At 61.5% G+C, this 22,477-nt stretch carries 19 protein-coding genes; 11 read left to right on the forward strand and 8 right to left on the reverse strand.

Annotated features, from left to right (window positions below; translation table 11 throughout):
* Positions 1-19 precede the first annotated feature (19 nt).
* The 3 genes from J3P90_RS12185 to J3P90_RS12195 all read right to left on the reverse strand — a co-directional run bounded on the left by J3P90_RS12185 (position 20) and on the right by J3P90_RS12195 (position 4,960).
* Positions 20-2,323 (reverse strand): Orn/Lys/Arg decarboxylase N-terminal domain-containing protein, encoded by a 2,304-nt coding sequence (locus J3P90_RS12185; protein WP_434559075.1) that lies wholly within the window; start codon positions 2,321-2,323, stop codon positions 20-22.
* Positions 2,320-3,729, reverse strand: a complete 1,410-nt coding sequence (gene potE, locus J3P90_RS12190; protein WP_434676452.1) for a putrescine-ornithine antiporter — start codon at positions 3,727-3,729, stop codon at positions 2,320-2,322. The genes J3P90_RS12185 and potE overlap by 4 nt, the downstream gene beginning before the upstream one ends.
* Before the next feature lie 235 nt (positions 3,730-3,964).
* A complete protein-coding gene (locus tag J3P90_RS12195) occupies positions 3,965-4,960 on the reverse strand; it encodes an aldo/keto reductase (protein WP_434676453.1) in 996 nt (331 codons plus the stop codon).
* A gap of 114 nt (positions 4,961-5,074) precedes the next feature.
* Here J3P90_RS12195 and J3P90_RS12200 point away from each other — a divergent pair, with 114 nt between their 5' ends.
* The 4 genes from J3P90_RS12200 to J3P90_RS12215 all read left to right on the forward strand — a co-directional run bounded on the left by J3P90_RS12200 (position 5,075) and on the right by J3P90_RS12215 (position 9,933).
* Complete coding sequence (locus J3P90_RS12200; protein ID WP_434605948.1) at positions 5,075-5,998, forward strand: LysR family transcriptional regulator; 924 nt, start codon at positions 5,075-5,077, stop codon at positions 5,996-5,998.
* Between the two features lie 124 nt (positions 5,999-6,122).
* Positions 6,123-8,123 (forward strand): M10 family metallopeptidase C-terminal domain-containing protein, encoded by a 2,001-nt coding sequence (locus J3P90_RS12205; RefSeq protein WP_420763785.1) that lies wholly within the window; start codon positions 6,123-6,125, stop codon positions 8,121-8,123.
* A 92-nt stretch (positions 8,124-8,215) separates the two neighbouring features.
* Positions 8,216-8,644: a DUF2231 domain-containing protein gene (locus J3P90_RS12210; RefSeq protein WP_420763786.1), complete on the forward strand. Its 429-nt coding sequence runs from the start codon at positions 8,216-8,218 to the stop codon at positions 8,642-8,644.
* The gene (locus J3P90_RS12215; protein WP_434676454.1) at positions 8,641-9,933 is read left to right on the forward strand and encodes a PQQ-dependent sugar dehydrogenase; all 1,293 of its coding nucleotides are present in this window, start codon (positions 8,641-8,643) and stop codon (positions 9,931-9,933) included. Before J3P90_RS12210 ends, J3P90_RS12215 begins: the two co-directional genes overlap by 4 nt.
* Positions 9,934-10,018: 85 nt before the next feature.
* Here J3P90_RS12215 and J3P90_RS12220 read toward each other — a convergent pair whose 3' ends face one another.
* Together J3P90_RS12220 and J3P90_RS12225 are read right to left on the reverse strand one after the other, a co-directional pair.
* On the reverse strand, positions 10,019-11,359 hold the full coding sequence (locus J3P90_RS12220; protein ID WP_434676455.1) for an OprD family porin: 1,341 nt from the start codon (positions 11,357-11,359) through the stop codon (positions 10,019-10,021).
* 32 nt (positions 11,360-11,391) lie between these two features.
* Entirely contained in the window at positions 11,392-11,814 is a 423-nt protein-coding gene (locus J3P90_RS12225) for an AraC family transcriptional regulator (protein WP_434676456.1), read from the reverse strand.
* 288 nt (positions 11,815-12,102) lie between these two features.
* On the opposite strand from J3P90_RS12225, the gene J3P90_RS12230 reads away from it, so the two are divergent.
* Entirely contained in the window at positions 12,103-12,882 is a 780-nt protein-coding gene (locus tag J3P90_RS12230; protein WP_434605940.1) for an EAL domain-containing protein, read from the forward strand.
* Between the two features lie 74 nt (positions 12,883-12,956).
* Here J3P90_RS12230 and J3P90_RS12235 read toward each other — a convergent pair whose 3' ends face one another.
* Positions 12,957-14,657, reverse strand: a complete 1,701-nt coding sequence (locus tag J3P90_RS12235) for an amidase (protein ID WP_434676457.1) — start codon at positions 14,655-14,657, stop codon at positions 12,957-12,959.
* Positions 14,658-14,937: 280 nt separating this feature from the next.
* Between J3P90_RS12235 and J3P90_RS12240 the strand changes: the two genes are divergently transcribed.
* The 6 genes from J3P90_RS12240 (at position 14,938) to J3P90_RS12265 (ending at position 21,147) form a co-directional block, all read left to right on the forward strand.
* Positions 14,938-15,669, forward strand: coding sequence for a GntR family transcriptional regulator (locus tag J3P90_RS12240; protein WP_420763790.1), 732 nt, complete (start codon positions 14,938-14,940; stop codon positions 15,667-15,669).
* A 130-nt stretch (positions 15,670-15,799) separates the two neighbouring features.
* The gene (locus J3P90_RS12245) at positions 15,800-17,089 is read left to right on the forward strand and encodes an MFS transporter (RefSeq protein WP_434605936.1); all 1,290 of its coding nucleotides are present in this window, start codon (positions 15,800-15,802) and stop codon (positions 17,087-17,089) included.
* Between the two features lie 30 nt (positions 17,090-17,119).
* Entirely contained in the window at positions 17,120-17,950 is an 831-nt protein-coding gene (locus tag J3P90_RS12250) for an amidohydrolase family protein (protein WP_434676458.1), read from the forward strand.
* A gap of 190 nt (positions 17,951-18,140) precedes the next feature.
* A complete protein-coding gene (locus J3P90_RS12255) occupies positions 18,141-20,324 on the forward strand; it encodes a PAS domain-containing sensor histidine kinase (RefSeq protein WP_434605932.1) in 2,184 nt (727 codons plus the stop codon).
* A 53-nt stretch (positions 20,325-20,377) separates the two neighbouring features.
* Entirely contained in the window at positions 20,378-20,707 is a 330-nt protein-coding gene (locus tag J3P90_RS12260; RefSeq protein WP_434605930.1) for a response regulator, read from the forward strand.
* Positions 20,704-21,147: an HIT family protein gene (locus J3P90_RS12265; protein ID WP_434605928.1), complete on the forward strand. Its 444-nt coding sequence runs from the start codon at positions 20,704-20,706 to the stop codon at positions 21,145-21,147. Before J3P90_RS12260 ends, J3P90_RS12265 begins: the two co-directional genes overlap by 4 nt.
* 19 nt (positions 21,148-21,166) lie before the next feature.
* Here the strand turns inward: J3P90_RS12265 and J3P90_RS12270 are convergent, their stop codons facing one another.
* Positions 21,167-22,036 carry an AraC family transcriptional regulator gene (locus tag J3P90_RS12270; protein WP_434676459.1) on the reverse strand — a complete coding sequence of 290 codons (870 nt, stop codon included), beginning with the start codon at positions 22,034-22,036 and terminating at the stop codon, positions 21,167-21,169.
* Positions 22,037-22,176: 140 nt separating this feature from the next.
* On the reverse strand, positions 22,177-22,470 hold the full coding sequence (locus tag J3P90_RS12275) for a hypothetical protein (RefSeq protein WP_434605924.1): 294 nt from the start codon (positions 22,468-22,470) through the stop codon (positions 22,177-22,179).
* Positions 22,471-22,477 lie beyond the last annotated feature (7 nt).

A 22,477-nucleotide genomic window follows, 5' to 3' on the forward strand; every position in this document is an offset into this window, starting at 1 on the left:
ACGTCCCCGATCCAATCGGCTAACGGTCCGCCGCGTCCTGTTTCAACACCAGCAACCGATAGACGCCGCCGTCATTTTCGATCCCATGGGTGTCATGGGTGAAGCCAGGGAATGACCGGTCAAAACTCTCCAGAGCCTTCAGGTAAGCCAGCAAGGGTCCGTCTGATGGGCCAGCATTTTCCCCTGGCATCAACAGGGGGATGCCCGGTGGATACGGCACGATCCCCGTTGCCGCGATCCGACCGGCGGCCTCGTCCAGCGTCACCTGCTCGATTTCGTTTCTGACCAGTTTTTCGTAGGCCTCCACGGGGCTGAACTGCGCTTGCGGCAGCGTGCCGAAAGCCTTGGCCATGGCTGCGGTGGTCTTGGTTTTTTTCATGGCGGCGAAGATCTCTTCGGCCAGGTCCTTGAGCCCCATGCCGGCATAGCGCTGTTGGTTGGCGCTCAACAGGTCGGGCAGGCACAGCTCCAGTTCGAGGTTGGCGTCGTAGTCACGCTTGAAGTCGAGCAGGGCGTTCACCAGGGTGCCCCATTTGCCTTTGGTGATGCCGATGGAAAACAGGAACAGGATGGTGAAGTCGGTGGTTTTTTCCACCACGATGCCTTGCGTGCCCAGGTAGGCGCTGAGTACACAGGCCGGGATGCCAAAGTCCAGCAGATTCCCGTCGTCGCCCATGCCAGGGCTCAGGATCGAGACCTTGATCGGATCGAGCATGCAGTAGCCGTCTTCAATGTCGCCGAAGCCGTGCCAGACCTCATTGGGGTGCAGCACCCAGCAACCAGGATCGGCCTTGAGCCGCGCTGGATCGACCTCATGGAAGGCGATCGACTGCCCGTCCACTTGCACCATCGGCGGCTGCCAGCACGAGAAGAACCAATCGTCGTGACTGAACATCTCGCTCTGCATATGGGAAATGACCTGCCGGAAGGCGACAGCTTCTTCGATCGCCTCGCTGGTGAGGATCTGCCCGCTGGGCGCCTCCATCATCGCCGAGCTGACATCGCACGAGGCCATGATCGCGTAGTTGGGCGAGGTCGAGGCGTGCATCATGTACGACTCGTTGAAGCGCCCGTGGGGAATCGGATTACGGCCATTGCGCACGTGGATCATCGACGCCTGGGACAGCGCAGCCAGCAGCTTGTGAGTGGACTGGGTGGCGAACACGGTCGGTTTCGACGGGTCGTGGTCGTCCGGGCTGCCGTGCATCGCAAAGCGGTCCTTGTACAGCGGGTTGAAGCGCGCGTAGCCATACCAGGCTTCGTCGAAGTGCAAGCGATCGACGCTTTGCCCCAACAGTTCCTCGACGCGGGTGACGTTGTAGGTCAGGCCGTCGTAGGTGGAATTGGTGATAATCGCGTGCACGGGTGTCGGGTCGATGTCGCTCTTGACCAACGGATTGCTGGCTATGGCGGCCTTCACGCCCTCGGCGCTGAGGGTCTGCGGCAGGATCGGGCCGATGATGCCGAAGCGGTTGCGAGTCGGCACCAGGTAGGTCGGAATTGCCCCGGACAGCGTCATCGCATGCTCGGCGGATTTGTGACAGTTGCGGTCGCACAAGGCGATCTGGTCCCGCGTCACGCTGGCCATCAGGATCACGCGGTTGGACATCGATGACCCGTTGGTGACGTAGTAGGTGCGATGGGCGCCGAAGACCTTGGCGGCATAACGCTCGCCTTGCCCGATGGGGCCGCTGTGGTCGAGCAGCGAACCCAGCTCGCCGACGGAGATGGACAGGTCCGAGCGCAGCAGGTTTTCCCCGAAGAATTCATAGAATGCCCGGCCCGCCGTGCTTTTCAGAAAGGCCGTGCCGCCGGCGTGGCCCGGCGTGTGCCATGAATATTCGTAGCTGCGGGCAAATTTCAGCAGGGCGCCGAACATCGGTGGCAACACTGCCTGGCGATAACGTTCGATCGCCGCCAGGATCCGCCCGCTCAGGAACCGGCTGGTGTCCTCGGGCAGCCAGATGAAGTCGTCGGCGTGTTGCATGACGATCAACGGCACGTTGGACGCGGTGCTGCGATCACTGATCAGGAACACCGGCACGCGGGTGTTGCGCTCGCGCAGGGCGGTCAGCAGGTCGATGCATTCGCGATGGTCTTCGCTGGTGTCTATTTCCCAGCTGAGCAGCACGCACTGGATGGCCGGGTCGGAACTGAGGATCGACTTGGCATCGCTCAGGGTCTCGGAAGTCAGCACACTGACGGCGCGATCCTCTACGTCACTGATCAGCTGGATCAGGGCCCGGCCGAATACGCTGCGCTTGTCGGGTGCGTTGGAGACGAGCAGGGCCAGCATCCCCAATAGATTTCGATGTTCCGTCATGGCAATGCCTCCAGGTTAGCCGGCTTCAAGTGGTTGACGGGAATGGGCTCGCCAACGATGTGCTGCGCCGCGACGGTCTGGGTCGGTACGCTGTTGTTCATGGCCTCCAGGCGGATCAGGCGGGTATTGACGTAACCGAACAGCGTGTAGCCGACGATGACCGCCACGCCGCCGAGCATCAGCGCTTGTTCGCCCGAGCTGTAGAGCGCCAGGTAACTGTAGGCCGCGGCGATGCCTGCGACGATATTGGTGACCAGAGCCTTGTTCGCCGGGACATTGGAAACCTTCTGCAGGGTCACCAGCGTCGCCATGGAGAGAATGTACGGCACCAGGTTGGTCACCACGGCGAGGTTCACCAGCGTATCGAACTGCTTGGCGAGGTCGGGACTGATGGTCAGCAGCGCCATCGCCGTCTGCATCGCCAGCAGGATCAACATGCTGATGATCGGCACGCCATGCTTGTTGGCCTTGGCGAAGATCGGCAAGAAGTAACCCGTGTCCGCCGAACTCTTGAACACCTGGGCGACGGTGAACTGCCAACCGAGCAGGGAGCCGACGCACGCCAGCACCATCAGCCCCATGACGATGTTGCCCACCAGGGGCGTGAACATCTTGGCGAACACCAGGCCGAACGGCGCGATGGAGGACACCAGCTCGGCGTTGTCGACGATACCGGCGATGACGTTGGTCGAGACGATGTAGATCACAGCGGCGCCGAGCGTCCCGCCGAGAACGGCGATCGGCACGTTCTTCTCGGGGTTCTCCACCGCGTCACCGTTGGCGCACGCCGACTCCAGGCCCAGGAAAGCCCAGAGCGTGATTGCCACCGATGCGCCAGCCGCTTCGTACCAGGGTTTATCGTGAGGGTTCCAACCGGCCGCATAGACATTGCTGTCGAACCAGAACCAACCAATAGTCGACACCAGCACCACCGGGGCAATGACGCCCCATACGGTCACGGCACCGATCTTGCCGGTAACGCTTGCGCCGCCGAAATTGGCGAAGGTGGTCAGCCACAACAAGGCGATGGTTGCCAGGCCGACTTGCAGCGAGTCGAGCTGGATGCTGAAAAGCGTCTGGATATAGCCGACGGCCGTGATGCTGATCGCCACGTTGGCAATCAGCAGCGATAGGCCATAGGTGTAGTTGGTGATGTAGTTGCCGGATTTGCCAAAGGTGTATTCGGCGTATCCGCCCATGCCGCCGGTCTTTCGACTGAGCATGCCGCAGCGGGCGAACGCGTAGGCCAGCGCCAGGGAGCCCGTGGCGGTGATCAACCAGGAGAGGATGGAGATGCCGCCGACTTCGGCGAGCTTGGTGGGTAACAGGACAATGCCGGATCCCAGCATGTTGACGGCGGTCAGCATGGTGAGCTGCCCCACGCTCATTTTCTTGGCGGCTGACATTCCCTTGCCTCACATACTGAAAGTGACGGGGTTAAGTCATAGCAGAGGATCTCCAGTAAGCAAGAATCGCTCGCATCGCGATCACCCTATCTATCGAATAACCCGTGGCGAGGGAGCTTGCTCCCGCTGGCCGGCGAAGCCGTCCCCGGCAGTCTTCGGGCAGACCGCGTCGGCTGTTTGCGACTGCTGCGCAGCCGAGCGGGAGCAAGCTCCCTCGCCACGGTGGGTGTGAGGATCAGCCGTCGAGCAAGGTCATCACCTCGGCACTGTAGCGCTCGCCGGCCACGGCGCCTTCGGGGGCGAAAATGGCGTCCAGATGATTCAAGTCATCGCTGCTCAGGAAAACGCTGGCGGCGGCGACGTTGCTTTCCAGGTATCGACGTTGCTTGGTGCCCGGGATCGCGGTGACATTGCTTCCCTGGGCCAGTACCCAGCCCAAGGCCAGTTGCGCGGCGCTGATGTGCTTGTCCTCGGCCATGGCCCGGACTCGTTCGACCAGGGCGAGGTTGCGATAGAAGTTGTCGGCCTCGAAACGCGGATTGAAGCGCCGATAGTCGTCGGCGGCAAAGTCCTCCGGCGTCTTCAACTCGCCCGTCAGGAAACCACGCCCCAACGGGCTGTAGGCGACAAAAGCGATTCCCAGGCGTCGGCAGGTTTCGAGCACGCCGTTGTGTTCCGGCTCCCTGGACCACAACGAATATTCGCTTTGCACCGCCGCCAGGGGATGCACGGCATGGGCCCGCTCGATTGTCTCGGCGCTGGCTTCCGAAATGCCGATGTGGCGAACCTTGCCGGCCTTGACCAATTCGGCCATGGCGCCAATCGTTTCTTCCACCGGCACCTGAGGGTCGATTCGGTGTTGATAGTAAAGATCCAGGTAATCGGTTCCGAGCCGCTTGAGGCTGCCGTCGATCGATTGCCGGACGTACTCCGGGCGACCATCGACGCCCCGGGCATGTGGATCGTCGCTGCGAACCAGGCCGAACTTGCTCGCCAGAAAAATCCCATCGCGCTTGCCGCGCAACGCCTGTCCCACCAATTGCTCGTTGGTGTGCGGCCCGTACATGTCCGCAGTGTCGAAGTGTGTTACGCCCAGTTCGACGGCGCGGTGGAGCGTGGCGATTGCCTCTCGCTCATCCGCGCCGGTGGTGTAGAAATCCGACATGCCCATGCAGCCCAGGCCGATGGCGCTGACGTGTGGGCCTTGATGGCCAAGTTGGCGGGTGATCATAAGAGTGTTCCTTTTGGGTTGAGATGACCGGATCAGTCTCCTTAAATTGGTTTTATGGATAAAGCTGGTGATTTTGGTTTAACTATTCGTGATTTCTAAACAGTGAGCCGAATAATGGACCGATTACAGGCAATGCAAGTGTTCCGACGCATCGTCGAGCTGGGCGGTTTTGGCAGGGCGGCCGATGACCTGGGGCTGCCCAGGGCCACCGTCAGCTTGTTGATCCAGCAATTGGAAAGCCACTTGGGCGTGCAGTTGTTGCAGCGCACCACCCGGCAAGTGCGTGCCACCCTCGACGGCGAAGCTTATTACCAGCGCTGCGGCCACTTGTTGGAAGAACTGGACGACCTGGAAAACTCGCTCTCCACGCAACGGAGCCAACCCCGGGGCACCTTGCGCGTGGACATGCCGATCGCCTTCGGCTGCACTTGGATCGTGCCGAACCTGGCGGACTTCTATCGACGCTATCCGCAGTTGCAACTGGACCTTGGTTTCCATGATCGGCAAGTACATCTGCAACGCGAGGGGGTCGATTGCGCCATCCGGGCCGGCAATATCGTCGACCAGGCGCTGGTGGCGCGGCCGATCGTGCGGCTGCATCAAGTGACCTGCGCCAGCCCGCAGTACCTGGCTCGCGAGGGCACGCCACGGCGACCTGAAGAATTGTCCGGGCACCGCGCCGTTGGCTTCGCGTCCGGCAATGGACGTTTTTTTCCGTTCGAGTTCGAGGCAGCGGGGCAGGTGCGAGAGCTGAACATGCCTTCGGAACTGACCGTCAACAATGCCGACGCCTACGTGACGGCCTGCGAAGCGGGACTCGGCTTGATTCAGGCGCCGCGTTATCACGTGCAGCGGCAGTTGGCAGAAGGGCGCTTGGTGCAAGTGTTGACGGAACATCCAGTGCCGTCATGGCCGATTTCGGTGGTCTATCCGCCCCATCGGCAACTGTCGCCCCGGGTGCGGGTGTTTATCGACTGGGTGATCGAGTTGCTCCATGGCGAAGCGGATGCCCAAGGCGAGTTGATGATGAAGGTGTAAGGCTTGGAAAAGCACGGCGCTGCGTTGCGCTGATGGGATCCAAGACTGGCGAAGCCGCCATGAATGGCTATTTTGTAAGGTGCGAAAATTTTCTGGAGTGTCTCATCGACACATGAGGTTCAGCATGGACAACGCACACAGCAATGCAGGATTGGCCCCACGAGCAGGCACCGGGAAGACCTTCGTCGACCTTGACGGCTACAACGACACCAAGAAAATCGCGGTGGCCCCGGACGGCACGATATGGCTGGCGGGCATGACAAAGGTAGAAAAGGATTGGGAGTACGAAGGCTACCGGACCTCCCTGATGCGCTTCAATGCCGACGGCACCCTCGATACGACCTTCAGCGACGACGGCAAGACGCAGCTCCCTCACGATATTTTCCCAGGGGAAGGCTACAGTGCGGCCGTGCAGCCAGACGGGAAGTATCTGCTCGTCTACCCACAATTCACGTCCGGCATCGCCATGATCCGGCTCAATACCGACGGCACGGTGGACCAGGGGTTTGGTGTCAACGGTAAGGCCATCGTGCCGGGGTCCTGGGGCGATTATGCCAGTGCCACGGTACAGCCTGACGGCAAGATCCTGGTGTCGAATCAGGACAGCTACGAGAGTCTGTTTTCGGTCAGTCGCCTCAATGCCGACGGAACGCTTGACTCGACCTTCAATGGCGGCAACGCCATCCAATTCAATATCCCGAACATGGGCGCGCTGGAAGGGTACGGATTCACCCTGCAAGCGGATGGCAAATTGCTGGTGCCGGGTTACAACGGCGAGATGGTGGTCGCGCGCTTGAATGCAGACGGCAGCCTGGACAGCAGTTTCGGCACGGACGGCCTGGTCGATACGCAGGTGGCGGGCCTTGCAGCCTCGGTCACCGTCCAGGCCGATGGCAAGATCCTGTTGGCCGGTGGCGGCGAACAAAATGGCAGCGGTTTTGATTTCAAGATCATCAGGCTGAACCAGGACGGCACTCTGGACACAAGTTTCGGCAACGCTGGCGTCGCGGTGATCGACCTGACCGGTGATCGGGACATGGCTCGGGACATTACCGTTCTGGCGGACGGGAAAATCCTGGTGGCGGGGCAGAGCACCTATTTCGGCAACGCTGATTTCAGCCTTATCCGGCTCAACCCTGATGGTACGCTCGATACCACCTTCGGCGCACTTGACGGTGTGTTGCCGGGCATCGATGGAGGGCGGGGCGATGACGTCCTGTCAGGCACCTATGTCCCGGAACGACTCAGCGGCCATGACGGTGCCGACTTGCTTGATGGCGCTGGGCAACGGGACGTGCTGGAGGGCGGAGCCGGTGCCGATGTCTTCCGGGTCAGTACGATCGGCGACAGTTACCGCACCGACAACCAGGCCGTCAGCGATCGAATCGTCGACTTCGACGCCGATCTGGATCGGATCGATTTGACGTCGCTGGGGTTCAGCGGGTTCGGCAACGGATTGGATGGAACCCTGGCGGTGCACGTCAACGAGGCCGGAACGCGAACCTATCTGAAAAGCTTCGACGCGGACGGGCGGGGGCATCGTTTCGAATTGGTCCTGGATGGCGACGTGGCTCAGGCCCTCGATGAAACCAACGTGGTATTCGCGCCGCACCTGATCCAGGGGACCGAGTCAGCCGACCGACTGATGGGTTCGGTGGTCGGTGACCAGATTGTCGCCGGCGCCGGTAACGATGTCGTTTCGGGCGGCAATGGGCACGATGTCATCGACGGCGGGCTGGGACGCGACGTGCTCAGCGGCGGCGAGGGTTGGGATGTTTTCCGCTTCGATGCTCTCGATGACAGCTTTCGCACGGCCGACGGCAATTTCCAGGATCGGATCATCGACTTCGATCCGCTCACGGACAAGATCGACGTGTCGGCGTTGGGCTTCACCGAGTTCTGGAGCGGCTATAACAAAACGCTGCAAGCGGTCGTCAGTGAAGACGGCCAGCGGACCTACCTGAAAAGCTATGAGGCCGATGACGAGGGGCGCCGATTCGAGGTCACCCTGGAGGGGAATGTGGCAGCGCAACTGAGCGACAAGAACTTTATCTTCGCTTCAGGTGACGAGCCCTTTGCGCAACTGCAACTCTTGGGCGTCGCGGCCCCGGAACAGTTCGGGTAGACGGTCTGCCTGCGAGTAAAAATGTCGGAACTAACGCGCTCCCGACACGATCCTTTTCCAAGGCGTATCACCGCGACCGAAAAGGAGTTGTCATGACCGTTACCGCCCATCCTATCTACCGAAGCACGCCGGGACCGCTCCATGCGGTCCTGCTTGCCGGCACGGTTCCACTGTTTCTCGGGGGCCTGCTCAGCGACATCGCTTACTACAAGACCTACCAGATCCAATGGAGCAATTTCGCCTCCTGGTTGATTGCCGGTGGGTTGCTGTTTTGTGGGCTGGCGTTGGTGTTCGCGCTGGTCAATCTGATTCGCGCGGACCACAAGGCCGGTCGTCCGGTAGGCTATTTCCTGTTGTTGCTCGTCACCTGGGTGCTGGGGCTGATCAACGCCTTCGAGCACGCCAAGGACGCCTGGGCCGCGATGCCCCAGGGCCTGGCATTGTCCGTCGTCGTGACCTTGCTGGCCTGCGTGGCGGCATGGGTCGGGCTGACCAACCTGCGTTCGGGAGGTGAGCAATGAACCCTCGCATCCCATTGACGGCCTTGAGCATGGCCCTGCTGTTGAGCGGTTGCGGAGGCGAAGGGGACGCCACGCAAGCGCGCGGTCCGGACCCGAAGTTGCCGGAGCCCCAGCGTAGCCTCCTGCCCAGCATGAAAATCGCCGAGCCGGTGGCTTGGGGTGACCAGAAGCCTACGGTGCCGCAAGGCTACGACATCACCGCCATCGCCACCGACCTGAAAATACCGCGCCAGACCCTCGTCTTGCCCAACGGCGATATCCTGGTGGCCGAAGGCAGAGGCGGAAATGCACCGAAGTTGAAGCCCAAGGATGTGATCGCCAGCGTCATCAAGGCGAAGGGCAACACGCAGGTCAAGGGCGGTAACCGCCTGACCCTGTTGCGCGACGCCGATGGCGATGGCACTTACGAGCTCAAGACTGTCTTCGCCGAAAACCTCAACGCGCCCTATGGGCTGGCGTTTGCCGACGGCAAGCTGTACGTGGCGAACCAGGATGCGCTGGTCCGCTTCGACTACCAGGAGGGCCAGACCAAGGCCAGCGGGGCGCCTGTCAAGGTCACTGATCTACCGTCGGCGATCAACCATCACTGGACCAAGGCGTTGGCCATCAGCCCCGACGGGCGCTCGCTGTATGTCGGTATCGGTTCCAACAGCAACGTCACCGAGCGCGGCATGGAAGTCGAGATCGACCGAGCGATGGTCTGGCAGATCGACGCCGAGACGGGCGCCCACAAGCCTTATGCGACCGGCCTGCGCAACCCGACGGCGTTGAAGGTCGAACCTGGTTCCGGGCAGTTGTGGGCGGTGGTCAACGAGCGGGACGAGTTAGGGCCGGACCTGGTGCCGGATTACCTGACTTCCGTGCGCGAAGGCGCGTTCTACGGGTGGCCCTATAGCTATTGGGGGCAGAACGTCGATTCACGGGCGCAGCCGCAGGATCCGCAAAAAGTCGCCGCTGCGGTCAAGCCCGACTACAGCCTGGGGTCCCACGTCGCCGCCCTGGGTGTCGATTTTTCCATTCCGGCCATGGGCGAACAGTTCGCCGAAGGGGCGTTCGTGGGTGAGCACGGCAGTTGGAACCGTGACCAGCCTGTGGGCTACAAGGTGATCTTCGTGCCGTTCAGCAACGGGCGGCCCGCCGGTGAGCCGGTGGATTTCGCGACTGGCTTTCGCGGGTCCGATGGCAAGACCCGGGGGCGGCCAGTGGGTGTGACGGTCGATCCTCGGGGTGCCTTGATCATCGCCGACGACCTGGCGAACACGGTCTGGCGTGTAACCCGCAAGCCATGATCCCCAAGCCCGGGGCGGATGGTCGTCCCGGGCAACCTCCATGACTGACTAAGCGGAAACACTGTTCGACCGGTTTTTTGCGCCTTCAGAACGGGCCCAGTTTGAGTGGGTACTGGATGACGATGTACAGCCTGTCGATGTCATCGCCGGCCTGGGCGCTGTTGGCGCGATGGGTGACGTGGGACAGCTGCAACGACAAGTCCTTGGCCGGGCCTGACGGCACGAGATAGCGCAGGTCGATGTCGCGTTCCCAATGTCGGCCGCCGTCTCCCTGCTGCGGGACGTAGTTGCCGATGTTGCCGTCGTACGGGTTGTAGGCGCCGCCCCGGGGAGCATGGCTGCCATCTATCCCGCGCCCCGTCACGTAGCGGGCCATGAAGCTCAGGCCGGGAACGCCCATGGCGCCCAGGTCAAGGTCGTAGCGTGCCTGCCAGGAGCGTTCGCCCGGGCCATTGAAGTCGGCATATTTGATCGAATTGGCCAAGTAGATGGAGTCGCCGCCGACGAAGTCGAAAGGCGTGTCGCCGCGGACTTTCTGATAGGCCAGGGTGAATGCCTGGGCCTCGCGTCGGTATTTACCCGCGAGGCTGAATGCCCTGTTGTCGATGGCCCCGGCACTGGCTTTGCCGTGGTCGCGGGTGTAATACAGGTTGCCATCAAGGAACAGGTCGCCAGCGGTTGCGTGCAGATTGCCGTAGTACTGGCGCCAGGTGTCGCTCAGTTCGGAGGCGTAGAGCGCGCCGCCCACTCGCTGGCCGCTGAAAAGATCGGCACCGATGAAATCGATGCTGGCGTGTCGGGTGGTTGCCCCGTAGCCAGAAAAATCTCCCTTGGCGGTGGACGCATCCTGATTCTTGAACGCGCTGAAATGACCGGCCTGGAGATCGACCCCGTCGATTTCCCGACTGGTGAGGAGTGCGCCGCTGGCGTATTCCGGTTGCAGGCGTTTGTCCGCAGTGTCGAATACCGGCGTCGCCACGGTCATTTCGCCCAGTGCCAGGGTGGTCCGCGACAGGTTGAATTTCAGCGTGCCGCCGGCGCTGGAATATTGATCCTCGCTACGGCCGTCGCTGTCCAGCGGCAGCAATCCCGTTCCGGCGTGGCCCTTGCCGCCGTCCAGTTTCAAGCCCAGGAACCCGTGGGCGTCGATGCCTACGCCGAGGATGCCGGGGGTGAAGCCAGACTCGAACGTGGCGATGAATCCTTGCGCCCATTCCTTCTTGTAGCTTTGGCCCGCCGGGGTAGGGGACCGGTAGTCACTGTTGAGGTAAAAGTTGCGGCTCAGTACCTCCAGCGACGCCCCTTCCAAGAGGCCGGGCGCCGCCAGTGCTGGGGCGTTTGCTGTCAGCAGGGCGAGGAACCAGAGCGGCTGCAGCGTAAACGTCGCTTGCCCGGGGGCGATCAGGTTTTTCATGACAGGCGACATGGATGATTTCCAGATAACAGAGGCTCGCGCGATCACCCAGGCTCCCCCGCGTGCAGTAACGTGCGCAGCATGCGGGATCGCCAGGCGAACGGACTGATGCCTTCGCTATGGGTGAAGATGTGGCAGAAGTGCGCCTGGTCGCAAAAGCCGCATTCCTGGCTGATTTGCGTGAGGGTCAGGTCGGTGGTCTGCATCAGGCGCTTGGCGCGCATGATGCGCTGGCCCCTGATCCAGGCTTGAGGGGACTGACCGGTGCTGGCCTTGAACGCTCGGGAAAAGTGACTACGGGAAAGGGCGCACGCCTCGGCCAGCCGGGCTATTGCCAATGGTTCACCGAGGCCGTCGAAGATCATTTTCTTGACCAGGCTTTCACGCCAGGGCGAAAGGCCGCCGTGGTTGGATTTTTGCAACGGCGTAAGGGGCGTCCTGACGGCGCTGAGCGATGGATGAGCCATGACATGAATTCCGTGCCAGCGGGAAGCACGTCGATGTGCAGCGCTCTGGCGCGCGTCCCGCTTTAGAAGGTCTGCAGAGAGCCTCCATTTTTGGTGACGCCGCGCGCGGGTGCGAGTTAATCGTTGTTAATTACGTTCAGACAATCGAATGAACGCCTGATTTGACCCACCGGTCATACGATAACGGACCCGACAGCACTCCAGAAAGCCGCGCCCGTGCCGACTCAAGGGTATTGCCTATAGTTTCTGCTTCACAAGGACGCCCGCTGACGCGACGGAACACAGATCATGACCCAATCTTCTTCCCATCCCAACTTCAAGTCCCTTGGCTGCGCCGAGTGTCGTGACCACGAGGCGCTGGGGTTCGAATTCACCATGGCGTTCCAACCCATCTTCAATGTCCGCACGCGCCAGGCGTTTGCGTACGAGGCGTTGGTCCGAGGCCTGAAGGGTGAGTCGGCCGGCCATATCCTGGGGCTGGTGAACGACAGCAACCGCTACCGATTCGACCAGGCCTGTCGCGTGAAGGCCATCGAAGAAGCCGCTCGGCTGGGTATCCTGGAGATTCCCGGTTGCCTGCTCAGCATCAACTTCCTGCCCAACGCCGTTTACCGGGCCGAAACCTGCATTCGCGCAACCCTGGAGGCTGCGCGTCAGACCGGCTTTCCGCCAGACAGGCTGATGTTCGAAGTGACGGAAGGCGAGCGTGTCGACGACCCGGATCACTTGAAATCGATTTTCATGGAATACGAGCGCCAGGGCTTCACCACAGCCATCGATGATTTCGGGTCTGGCTACTCAGGGCTCAACCTGTTGGCGCTGTTCCAACCCCAGGTGCTGAAAATCGACATGGCGCTGACCCGAGGCATCGATCACGATCCGGTCAAGCGTGCCATCGTCGAGGGGATCATCCTGGTCGCCAACCGGCTGGGGATTACCATCATTGCCGAGGGCGTCGAGACGCGCGAAGAGAGCGCTACGCTGCTGGCGATGGGCATCGAGTTGATGCAAGGATTTCTTTATGCGCGGCCCGAAATCGGCCGGCTGGCGGTCGGAAGCTTTGATTAACCGATAGCTTAAAGCAATGGTGACGCAGGCCTCACCGGGGTGGGCCTGCTTTTACCAGGGCGGTGCTGTTGTGGTTACAACGGCGGAGTCCGCGGCGGGATCATCCGTTTCGATCCCAGCGACTCGAACGCCGAAGCCAGCTGCAACAGCTTTGAATCGTCATAGGCTCGGCCGGCGAACGTCAGGCCGACAGGCATGCCGATGTCTGCCATGACGCCCATCGGCACGGTGACGGTGGGCACGCCCAGGTGGCGGATGGCGAGGTTGCCGTTGGCGACCCAGACCCCATTGCTCCAGGCGATGTCGGCCGAGGCTGGATTGACGTCCGCGTCCGCTGGGCCGATGTCGGCCACCGTGGGGAAGATCACCGCATCGAGGCCCAGGCGCGCCATCCAATCTTCCAAGTCGATCCGGCGCGTCTCTTCGAGACCTCGCAAGCCATCAGGCAAGGTAGGAATCTGGTCCCACGGCGTGATTCCGCGCAGGGCCATCTTCACGTACTCGTCCATGCCGGCGGCAAGGTCATCCTCGCGGTTGGGCAGGGTGCCAGGGTCGTGGGGGAAAATCAGCGGTCCGTCGACGTCGGCCAGGCGATTGAGTTTCGGATCACCGTTGGCCCGCAGGAAATCATCGAATGCCCAGGCCGATAGATCCCACAATTCGTGGTGCAGGAACTCCTTGGACACCAGGCCGCGGGTGAACACGGTCGGCGCGCCAGGGCGATCACCCTCGCAGTTGGATACCAACGGGAAATCCACCTCGATCACCTCGGCGCCCTGGGCTTGCAGAGCCTTGCGCGCTTCTTCCCAAAGAGCGATCACCGACGGGCGCGTGATGATGCGCTGGCCGGTCGGGCCACCGATCCCTGGCTTTTCGGCCGTGCCCGCCTCGGGGTCGGCGTTGATGTACATGCGCGGGACCCCAAAGCGCACGCCGGCCAGCACCTGCGGTTTGGCGGCAAGGCTTTGGTAGGACGCGGGACGAACGGAATCGACGGAGGGAATCGGCACCCAGGGTTGCAGGCGCCACAGGTCTCCGCGGGTGTCGGGGTCATTGGCCACCACCACGTCAAGCACTTCGAGCAGGTCGGCCATGGTCCTGGCGAAGGGCACGACAACGTCCATGGTCGGCGTCAACGGCCAATTGCCGCGCACCGAGATCACTCCCCGCGAAGGCGTGTAGGCGCACAGCCCGTTGTTGGACGCGGGGCCGCGTCCGCTGGACCAGGTTTCTTCGGCGAGGCCAAAGGCGGCAAAGCTGGCGGCGGTGGCGGTGCCCGCACCGTTGGACGAGCCGGAGGCAAAGGGCGCGGTGAGGTAGTCACCGTTGTACGGGCTTTCGGCGCGGCCATACACGCCGCGTTGCATGCCGCCGTTCGCCATCGGCGGCATGTTGGTCTTGCCCAGGCAAATGGCCCCGGCGGCGCGCAGCCGCTCGACAGTGAAGGCGTCGCGATAGGCAACCAGGTCCTTGAAGGCCGGGCTGCCAGAGGCAGCGGTCAGGCCCTTCACCAGGTAACTGTCCTTGGCCGTGTAAGGAATGCCGTCGAGCGGGCCCAGTGTCTGGCCCTTGGCCCGACGGGTATCCGACGCCTTCGCCTCTTGCAGCGCGTCGGGGTTGCGAACCACCACGGCGTTGAGGGCCGTGGGCGTTTCGGGGCCGTCGTAGGCGTCGATTCGGGCAAGGTAGGCCTGGACCAGTTCGACCGCCGTGGTCTGGCCGGATTCGAGCGCAGCCCGGAGTTGGGCGATGGAGACTTCGGTGATTTCAATCATGCGATGACCGCTGCGGCTGGCGAATGACGTGATGCGAGGCTTGGTTCGAACGAAGTTCGGGTGGCTTCACGTCTTTCAAAATGGGTTCTGATATCGGTTGCAGACTTTACTACGAGAGCGCCAGCCATTCACGAGGAATGTCCCGTGGCGTGGCAGCCGTTGTCACTGACCGTCCGAGGGGACGTGCGGTAATCGAGCGTTCTTGACAACAGACTCGTGGGCGCGAATAATTCCGCCTAAATTCATATAGATGACTAGATAACAAGGTAGATAACGTCTGATGAACCCACTCCCCAGCGATGCCCGCTTGCCGCTCTATCAACGTTTGCGCGACCAATTGGCCGAGCAGATTGCCAACAATCGCTGGCGTCCGGGGGAGGCGATTCCCACCGAGGCGGCGCTTTCAGCCGAATACCAACTGTCCACCGGGACGGTGCGCAAGGCGATCGATGCGTTGGTCAGCGAAGGCGTCCTGGAGCGTCAGCAGGGCCGAGGCACCTTCATTCGTCGCCCCCAGTTCCAGTCGTCGTTGTTTCGTTTCTTCCGTTTTCAGTCCGCGTCCGGGGAGCGCCGGGTTCCAGAGAGCCGCATCTTGTCGGTAGAGCCGGTGGCGGCGCCGTCAGCCGTGGCCCAGGCGTTGGGGCTGCCAGTGGAGGCGGCGGTGATTCGTATCGTGCGGGTGCGTCTGCTGGACGTCGAGCCCGTGCTCGCCGAAGAGATCTGGCTGCCTCGCAGCCGATTCCAGCCATTGCTGGAAATCGACCTGAACCACAAAGGCCCGTTGCTTTATCCCATCTATGAAGAGACCTGCGGGCAGGTTGTCGCTTATGCGCAGGAAACCCTCACCGCCGAGTCAGTCAACGACGTGCATGCCCGCTTGTTGCAAGTGCCGGTCAATAGCCCGGTGGTGGTAATCGAGCGCCTGGCCCGTGATTACGCGGGCAACCCGCTGGAGTGGCGACGTTCGCGCGGGCATGCCGAGCATTTCCGCTACAGCGTAGAGATTCGTTGACCTCACCGGGTTAGCGGATCGTCCGGCAGCAAATACCGCTGCCCTTGCCGTTTTTGTTTTTCCTGACTGGCCTTGCAGCGGCACGGTTCGCGCTCGGCTGCCTTTCGTTCCACCTACAAGGATAAAAATCATGTTCAGTTGGTATCGGCAAATCACCTCCCGGGAGCGTAAGACGTTCTGGGCCTGTTTCGGCGGATGGTCCCTCGACGCGCTGGAAGTCCAGATGTTCGGCCTGGCGATCCCGGCGCTGATCGCCGCGTTCGCCTTGTCCAAAGGTGATGCGGGGCTGATCAGCGGGGTCACGCTGGTGACCTCGGCCCTGGGTGGCTGGGTGGGCGGGACGCTGTCGGATCGCTACGGGCGGGTGCGCACGCTGCAGTGGATGATCCTGTGGTTTTCGTTCTTCACCTTCCTGTCGGCGTTCGTCACAGGCTTCCATCAATTGTTGATCGTCAAGGCCCTGCAAGGCTTCGGGATCGGTGGCGAATGGGCCGCCGGCGCGGTGCTGATGGCCGAGACGATCAATCCGAAATACCGCGGCAAAGTCATGGGCACGGTGCAGAGTGCCTGGGCGGTGGGCTGGGGGTTGGCGGTGGGCGTCTTTACGCTGATCTATTCCCTGGTGCCGCAGGACATGGCCTGGCGGGTGATGTTCATCGTCGGCCTGCTGCCGTCGTTCCTGATCATCTGGGTGCGTCGCAACGTCGAGGAGCCGGACAGCTTCCAACGGCTGCAAAAGGAACAGGCCATTCCCCAGAGTTTTTTCAAGTCCCTGGGCGGTATCTTTCGCCCTGAGTTGATTCGCGTGACATTGTTCGGTGGCTTGCTGGGGCTGGGGGCACACGGCGGTTACCACGCGGTGATGACGTGGCTGCCGACGTTCCTCAAGACCGAACGCAACCTGTCGGTGCTCAACTCCGGCGGCTACCTGGCGGTGATCATCTTCGCCTTCTGGTGTGGCTGTGTGGTCAGCGGGCTGCTGATCGATCGCATCGGCCGGCGCAAGAACATCCTGCTGTTTGCGCTGTGCTGCGTCGTGACGGTGCAGTGCTACGTGTTCCTGCCGCTGACCAATACCCAGATGTTGTTCCTGGGTTTCCCCCTCGGCTTTTTCGCGGCCGGCATTCCGGCCAGTCTCGGGGCGTTTTTCAACGAGTTGTACCCGGCGGATGTGCGCGGCGCCGGTGTCGGCTTTTGCTACAACTTCGGCCGGGTCCTCTCGGCGCTGTTTCCGTTCCTGGTTGGTCATATGAGCGACTCCATGTCCCTGGGGTCGGCCATCGGTATCGACGCCGGCATTGCCTACGGCGTAGCGGTGCTTGCGGCGCTTTGCCTGCCGGAAACCCGAGGCCGCAGCCTTGAGGCCACGGCGCCGCCTGCACCGGACGGAGCGCCTGGCACCGAGAGCGCCCGGGCCTGATCACTGCTTATTTTTGAAAGATGAAGACCAATGGTTGATACCTGCACTACGCCGATCACCGGCATCGACAGCCATGCCCATGTGTTCAGCCGTGAACTGGAGCTGGCTGCGGTGCGGCGCTACACACCGGATTATGACGCCACGCTTGCGCAATACCTGGATCACCTGCGTTCCCACGGCCTGAGCCATGGGGTATTGGTCCAGCCGAGCTTTCTCGGCACCGATAACCGTTACCTGCTGGCCGCCCTCCGGCAGGCACCGGGGCAACTGCGCGGCGTTGTGGTGGTGGAACCCGAGATCAGCCGGACCGTGCTGAATGAAATGGCACGGCTGGGGGTGGTCGGCGTTCGCTTGAACCTGATGGGCAAGGCCGTGCCTGATTTTTGCGAGACAAGGTGGAAAGGCTTCCTGGCGCATCTTGCCGAGTTGGACTGGCACGTGGAACTGCATGCGCCGATCGACCAACTGGCCGGGTTGATCAGCCAACTGATCCCTTTTGGCATCCGCCTGGTGGTCGACCATTTCGGTCGTCCGGATGCCCGTCTGGGCCTCGACCAACCGGGTTTCGCCGAGCTGCTTGAGTTGGGGCTCGGCGGGCAAGTCTGGATGAAGGTCTCGGGCATCTACCGATTGGCGGGGACGGATCGAGAAAATCTCGACTTCGCCCGCTCCGCGTTGGCGATGCTGGAGCAGAGCCTGGGCCCTCATCGGATGGTGTGGGGCAGCGATTGGCCACATACACAACATGAAGGCGTCGTGGGCTTCGACACCGTGGTTCGGCAGTTGCGGGCTTTGCAATGCCCGGCGCCGCTCTTGCGCGCGCTCATGGTGGAAACCCCCCGCACATTATTCAAGTTTTAAGACGCGCCCGCCGGTATGGCGAACTTTCCTGAACTCGTAGGCTGAATAAACATCTAGTATCTATTGCAGCTGCATGAAAAAATCCGCGCCGGCATATTTATAAGGAGTTATCCGGGCCGGGATCACGACTCAGGTTGAAGCCTGAGTCGTTGTGTAGCAGGCATTCAGCCAGGCGGATTGAGGATCAACCATGTCGAATATAGAAGCGTTTCCCACGGGGACGCGCACGCCGAGCGAGTATGAAAGCCTTGTGGCAACGGGCGCCAGCGCACTTGATGCGATTCCTGGCGCGGTGTACCTGTGCGATCACAACGGCTGGCTGGTGCGGCACAACAGCGAGGCGGCCGCCATGTGGGGGCGGACGCCGATTCTGGGGGAGGGCGGTGATCGTTTCTGCGGTTCCTACCGTTTGTTCCTGCCCGACGGCACTCCGCTTGCCTTCGAAGACTGCCCGATGGCCACAGCCCTCGTCACGGGTGAGGCAACGCGCAACCAGGAAGTGTTCATCGAGCGTCCGGATGGGTCGCGATTCATTGCCCTGGTGAATATCAGGCCGTTGAAAGACTCCCAAGGCATCATCCAAGGGGCGATCAACTGCTTCCAGGACATTTCGGCGCAGCATGCCTTGGCCGAAGAGCTACGACGCAAGAATGAGGACCTTGAAGATTTCTTCGAGAACAGCGCCGTGGGCCTCCACATCGTCAGTGGTGAAGGCATCATCCTGCGCGCCAACAAGGCCGAACTGGCCTTGCTGGGTTATTCGCCGGAGGAATACATCGGCCGTAGCATCACCGATTTCCATGCCGACGAGCCGGTCATCAGCGACATCCTGAACAAGCTCGGCAGCGGTCAATGCCTGCAGGATTACCCGGCGCGCCTGAAGGCCAAGGACGGCTCGATCAAGCATGTCACCATCACGTCCAACGGCCGGTTCGAAGAGGGAAAACTGTTCAATACGCGGTGCTTTACGGTGGATATGACCAGTGTCCACGTGGCCGAGACGGCGCGCCAGGAGAGCGACGACAGACTCCTGGCGACTTACCAAGCGGCGACGATCGGCATTGCCGAGTCCGGCGCGGATGGCCGGCTGCTGCGCGTCAATGACGCCCTCTGCAACATGCTGGGCCGCACGCGCGAAGAGCTATTGGAAATGACATTCCTGGACTACACGCACAGGGACAGTACCGACGAGGATGCAGCCCTTTATGCACGCCAGGTGGCGGGTGAACTGGACAATTACGTGCTGCGCAAGCGCGCCTTCAAGCCCGATGGCGAGACCGTCTACCTGGACATCCACAGCTCGTCCGTGCGCGACGCCAACGGCGCGTTTCGGTATGGGGTCCGGATACTGCAGGACGTCACGCTGGCGCGTCGCATGGAAAATCAGATCCGCGACAGCGAGCGGCATATGCGCAATCTGCTCGAGGCCCTGCCGGCGGCTGTCTACACCACCGATGCTCAAGGCCGTATCACCTTTTTCAATCGGGCAGCAGTGGAGTTGTCGGGACAAACACCACAGTTGGGCGACCTTTGGTGCGTGACCTGGAAATTGTTCACCACCGACGGGACCTTCCTGCCCCACGACCAGTGCCCGATGGCAGTCGCCCTGAAGGAAAACCGGCCGATACGCGGGGTCGAAGCCGTCGCGGAGCGGCCCGACGGCACACGGGTGCCGTTCGCCCCGTACCCTACGCCGCTGCACGATGCCGAGGGCAACCTGGTGGGCGCCATCAACATGCTGGTGGATATCTCCGAGCGAAAACAGGCGGAAGACCGGCAAAAAACCCTGATCGACGAGCTCAACCATCGGGTCAAGAACACCTTGGCCACGGTGCAATCCCTGGCGGCCCAGACGGCACGCAACGCAGAAAGCGCCAAGGACGGTTACAACCGGTTCGAAGCGCGGCTGCTCGCGTTGTCCCGCGCCCATGACCTGCTGACGAGGCGGCATTGGGGCCATACGGCCCTGGGGTCCCTGGCCCAGGAGGTGCTCATGCCCATTTTCGGCACTGATTCTGACCGTATCACGATCGAGGGTGATCCCATTGACGTCGATACCCGGGTCGCGCTCGGCCTCACGATGACGCTCAACGAATTGGCGATCAACGCCCTCAAATACGGTTCGATGTCCGTCGAGACGGGCCGCCTTTCAGTGAGCTGGAATGTCCAGCCGCAATCAAACGGCGTGTTGCTGACCGTGGACTGGCGCGAGCAAGACGGACCGCCAGTGTCGCAACCGGAACGCGAGGGTTTGGGTTCGCGATTGATGAAGCGCTGCATCGAACGCGACCTGGGTGGAATATTTGTGCTGACCTTCGCGCCTGAAGGCGTGCTCTGCCGGTTCTCCTTCATGGTTCCCGAGCACCACGCATGACGATATTTGCCGGGATCAAGGTGTTGCTCGTCGAGGATGAAGGCACAGTCGCCATGCTGATCGAGGAAATGCTCGAAGAGCAGGGGTGCGAGGTGGTGGCCTCCATCCCGCGGCTTGCCATGGCCCGGGAGGCGGCGGGCACGGTTGAGGTCGATCTGGCGATCCTGGACGTCAACCTGGCCGGAGAACGGGTTTTTCCGGTGGCTGAAATCCTTCGTGATCGTAAAATTCCTTTTTTATTCAGCACCGGATACGGCGCCAGCGGCCTGCCCGCCGAGTTTGCCCAGTGCCCGGTGTTGCACAAGCCGTTTTCGGAAAACGAGTTGCAATTGAAGATAGCGTTGACGCTGGAAAACCAAAGCATGTCCAAGGAGCGACCATGAGTCTGCACGGCCAATACGATTCCCAGAACATTTTCGCGATGATCCTTCGGGGTGAAGCACCTGCCTACAAGATCTACGAAGATGACGATGTGCTGGCCTTCCTCGACATCTTTCCCCAGTCCCGGGGCCATGTGCTAGTCATTCCAAAGGGGGCCCAGGCGCGCAACATCCTCGACGTCGACCCGGCAATCCTTGGCAAGATGATGGCAGCGGTACAACGCCTGACCCGCATCATCGTCGACGAGTTGCAACCCGACGGCGTGCAAATCGCCCAATTCAACGGCGCGCCGGCGGGGCAGACGGTCTTTCACATCCATGTGCACATCGTTCCGCGCTGGGAAGGACAGGCGCCTGGCCTACATGGGCAAGGGAAAGCCGATCCGCAGGAGCTTGAGGCGTTGCAGGCGCGGTTGGTGGAGCGGATTCGCTCGGGGGCTTGATGGGGCGTAGCGCTTGTCCTCACCGCAGCGGAACGTACACATCGGTTTGCCATTGGTCTCGTGGTGTCTCGGGATAGGCGCTCAGGTAGTGGAAAAACAGCGGCTGGTCACGAAGTTCCTCGCCGCTTGCGGGTAGCCATTCACGGTAGATCGGATAGATCGTTTCGCCGATATGATCAGGCGATCCGGCGTGGCGGACCACTGCGTAGCGACCGCCGGGGATGACCATCGGCTGAACACCGAACGCGTTCGGCGCCACTTCCTCATCAATCTCGCCGCAGATCGCGAAGCGGAAGTCGTGTGGCGGTGTGGTGTCGGGGTTGCCGTAGGGAATGCCAAACGTACGGCTTGATGCCACGGGCGACTGCCCGCTACGCATACGCCATTCGATGAACCGGTCCACGCTTTCGCTGACGAGCCCGGCCGGGCCGCGATGTTCAAGCGCCGCAATCCTGACTTCAGGGAACTCGATGATTCGAACTTGCATAAAGATACCCCGTGAGAAATGGGGGATGGCAAACACCGTACTCCAGACCTGCCAGTTGGGTTTCTTCCTGAACGCGCTTGGCGCCATGCCGAACGCTCGGCCAAACGCTCGACAGAACGCCTCGGGGCTTTTAAAGCCCGCATCCAATGCGGCATCCAGTACCGAGTACCCAGCAAAGGCAACCAATTGATGTGCCGCGCGTCGTAGCCGCATCAGCTGCACATAACGTGAAACGGGCACGCCCATGAACGCCGTGAATTGTCGATGGAAGTGAAACACCGAGAAGTTCGCCACATCACTCAACGTTTTCACCGAGAGATCACCTTCGAGATTGGCGTCGATGTAGGCGAGGACGGCGTCGAAGCGTCTTTTATAGGTGGAGGTCTTTGGCAAGTCGGGCACGGATCAGGGCTCTTGGAAACGGGTCGGGCCTAGAGTCGACTATACGCCGCGAGCCCGCCTAGCCGCTTTTGCTAAAAGAACTGGCGGGGACTACGAACGCGGACGGCTGAAATTACCCCGCCCGCCATTATCACCGCGTGTTACGCGGGTCCGATATGCACGCGGTACCGGATATGTCGATCGAATCGGTCTTCCGGATTTTCATAGGCTTCCAGCTTTTCCAGGAAGCCTATGGGCTCAAGACCGGCCAAGTCCTCTAGCGTCCAGTCAAACGGGAAGTCGCCGGAGAACGTCTTGCCTTGATGTTCAACCCAGTGATCGACGGGAAAGGGCATGTAGCCGAGCCACTCTGATTGATAGGTGATTTCATCAGAATGGCTCGTGGTCACAACGGCTCGGATCAGCTTCTTGATAATTGCTAGGCGTTCGTCCATGGGTTTT

This window comes from Pseudomonas sp. D3-10 (assembly GCF_051132175.1).
In the GTDB taxonomy this organism is placed as follows: Bacteria; Pseudomonadota; Gammaproteobacteria; order Pseudomonadales; family Pseudomonadaceae; genus Aquipseudomonas.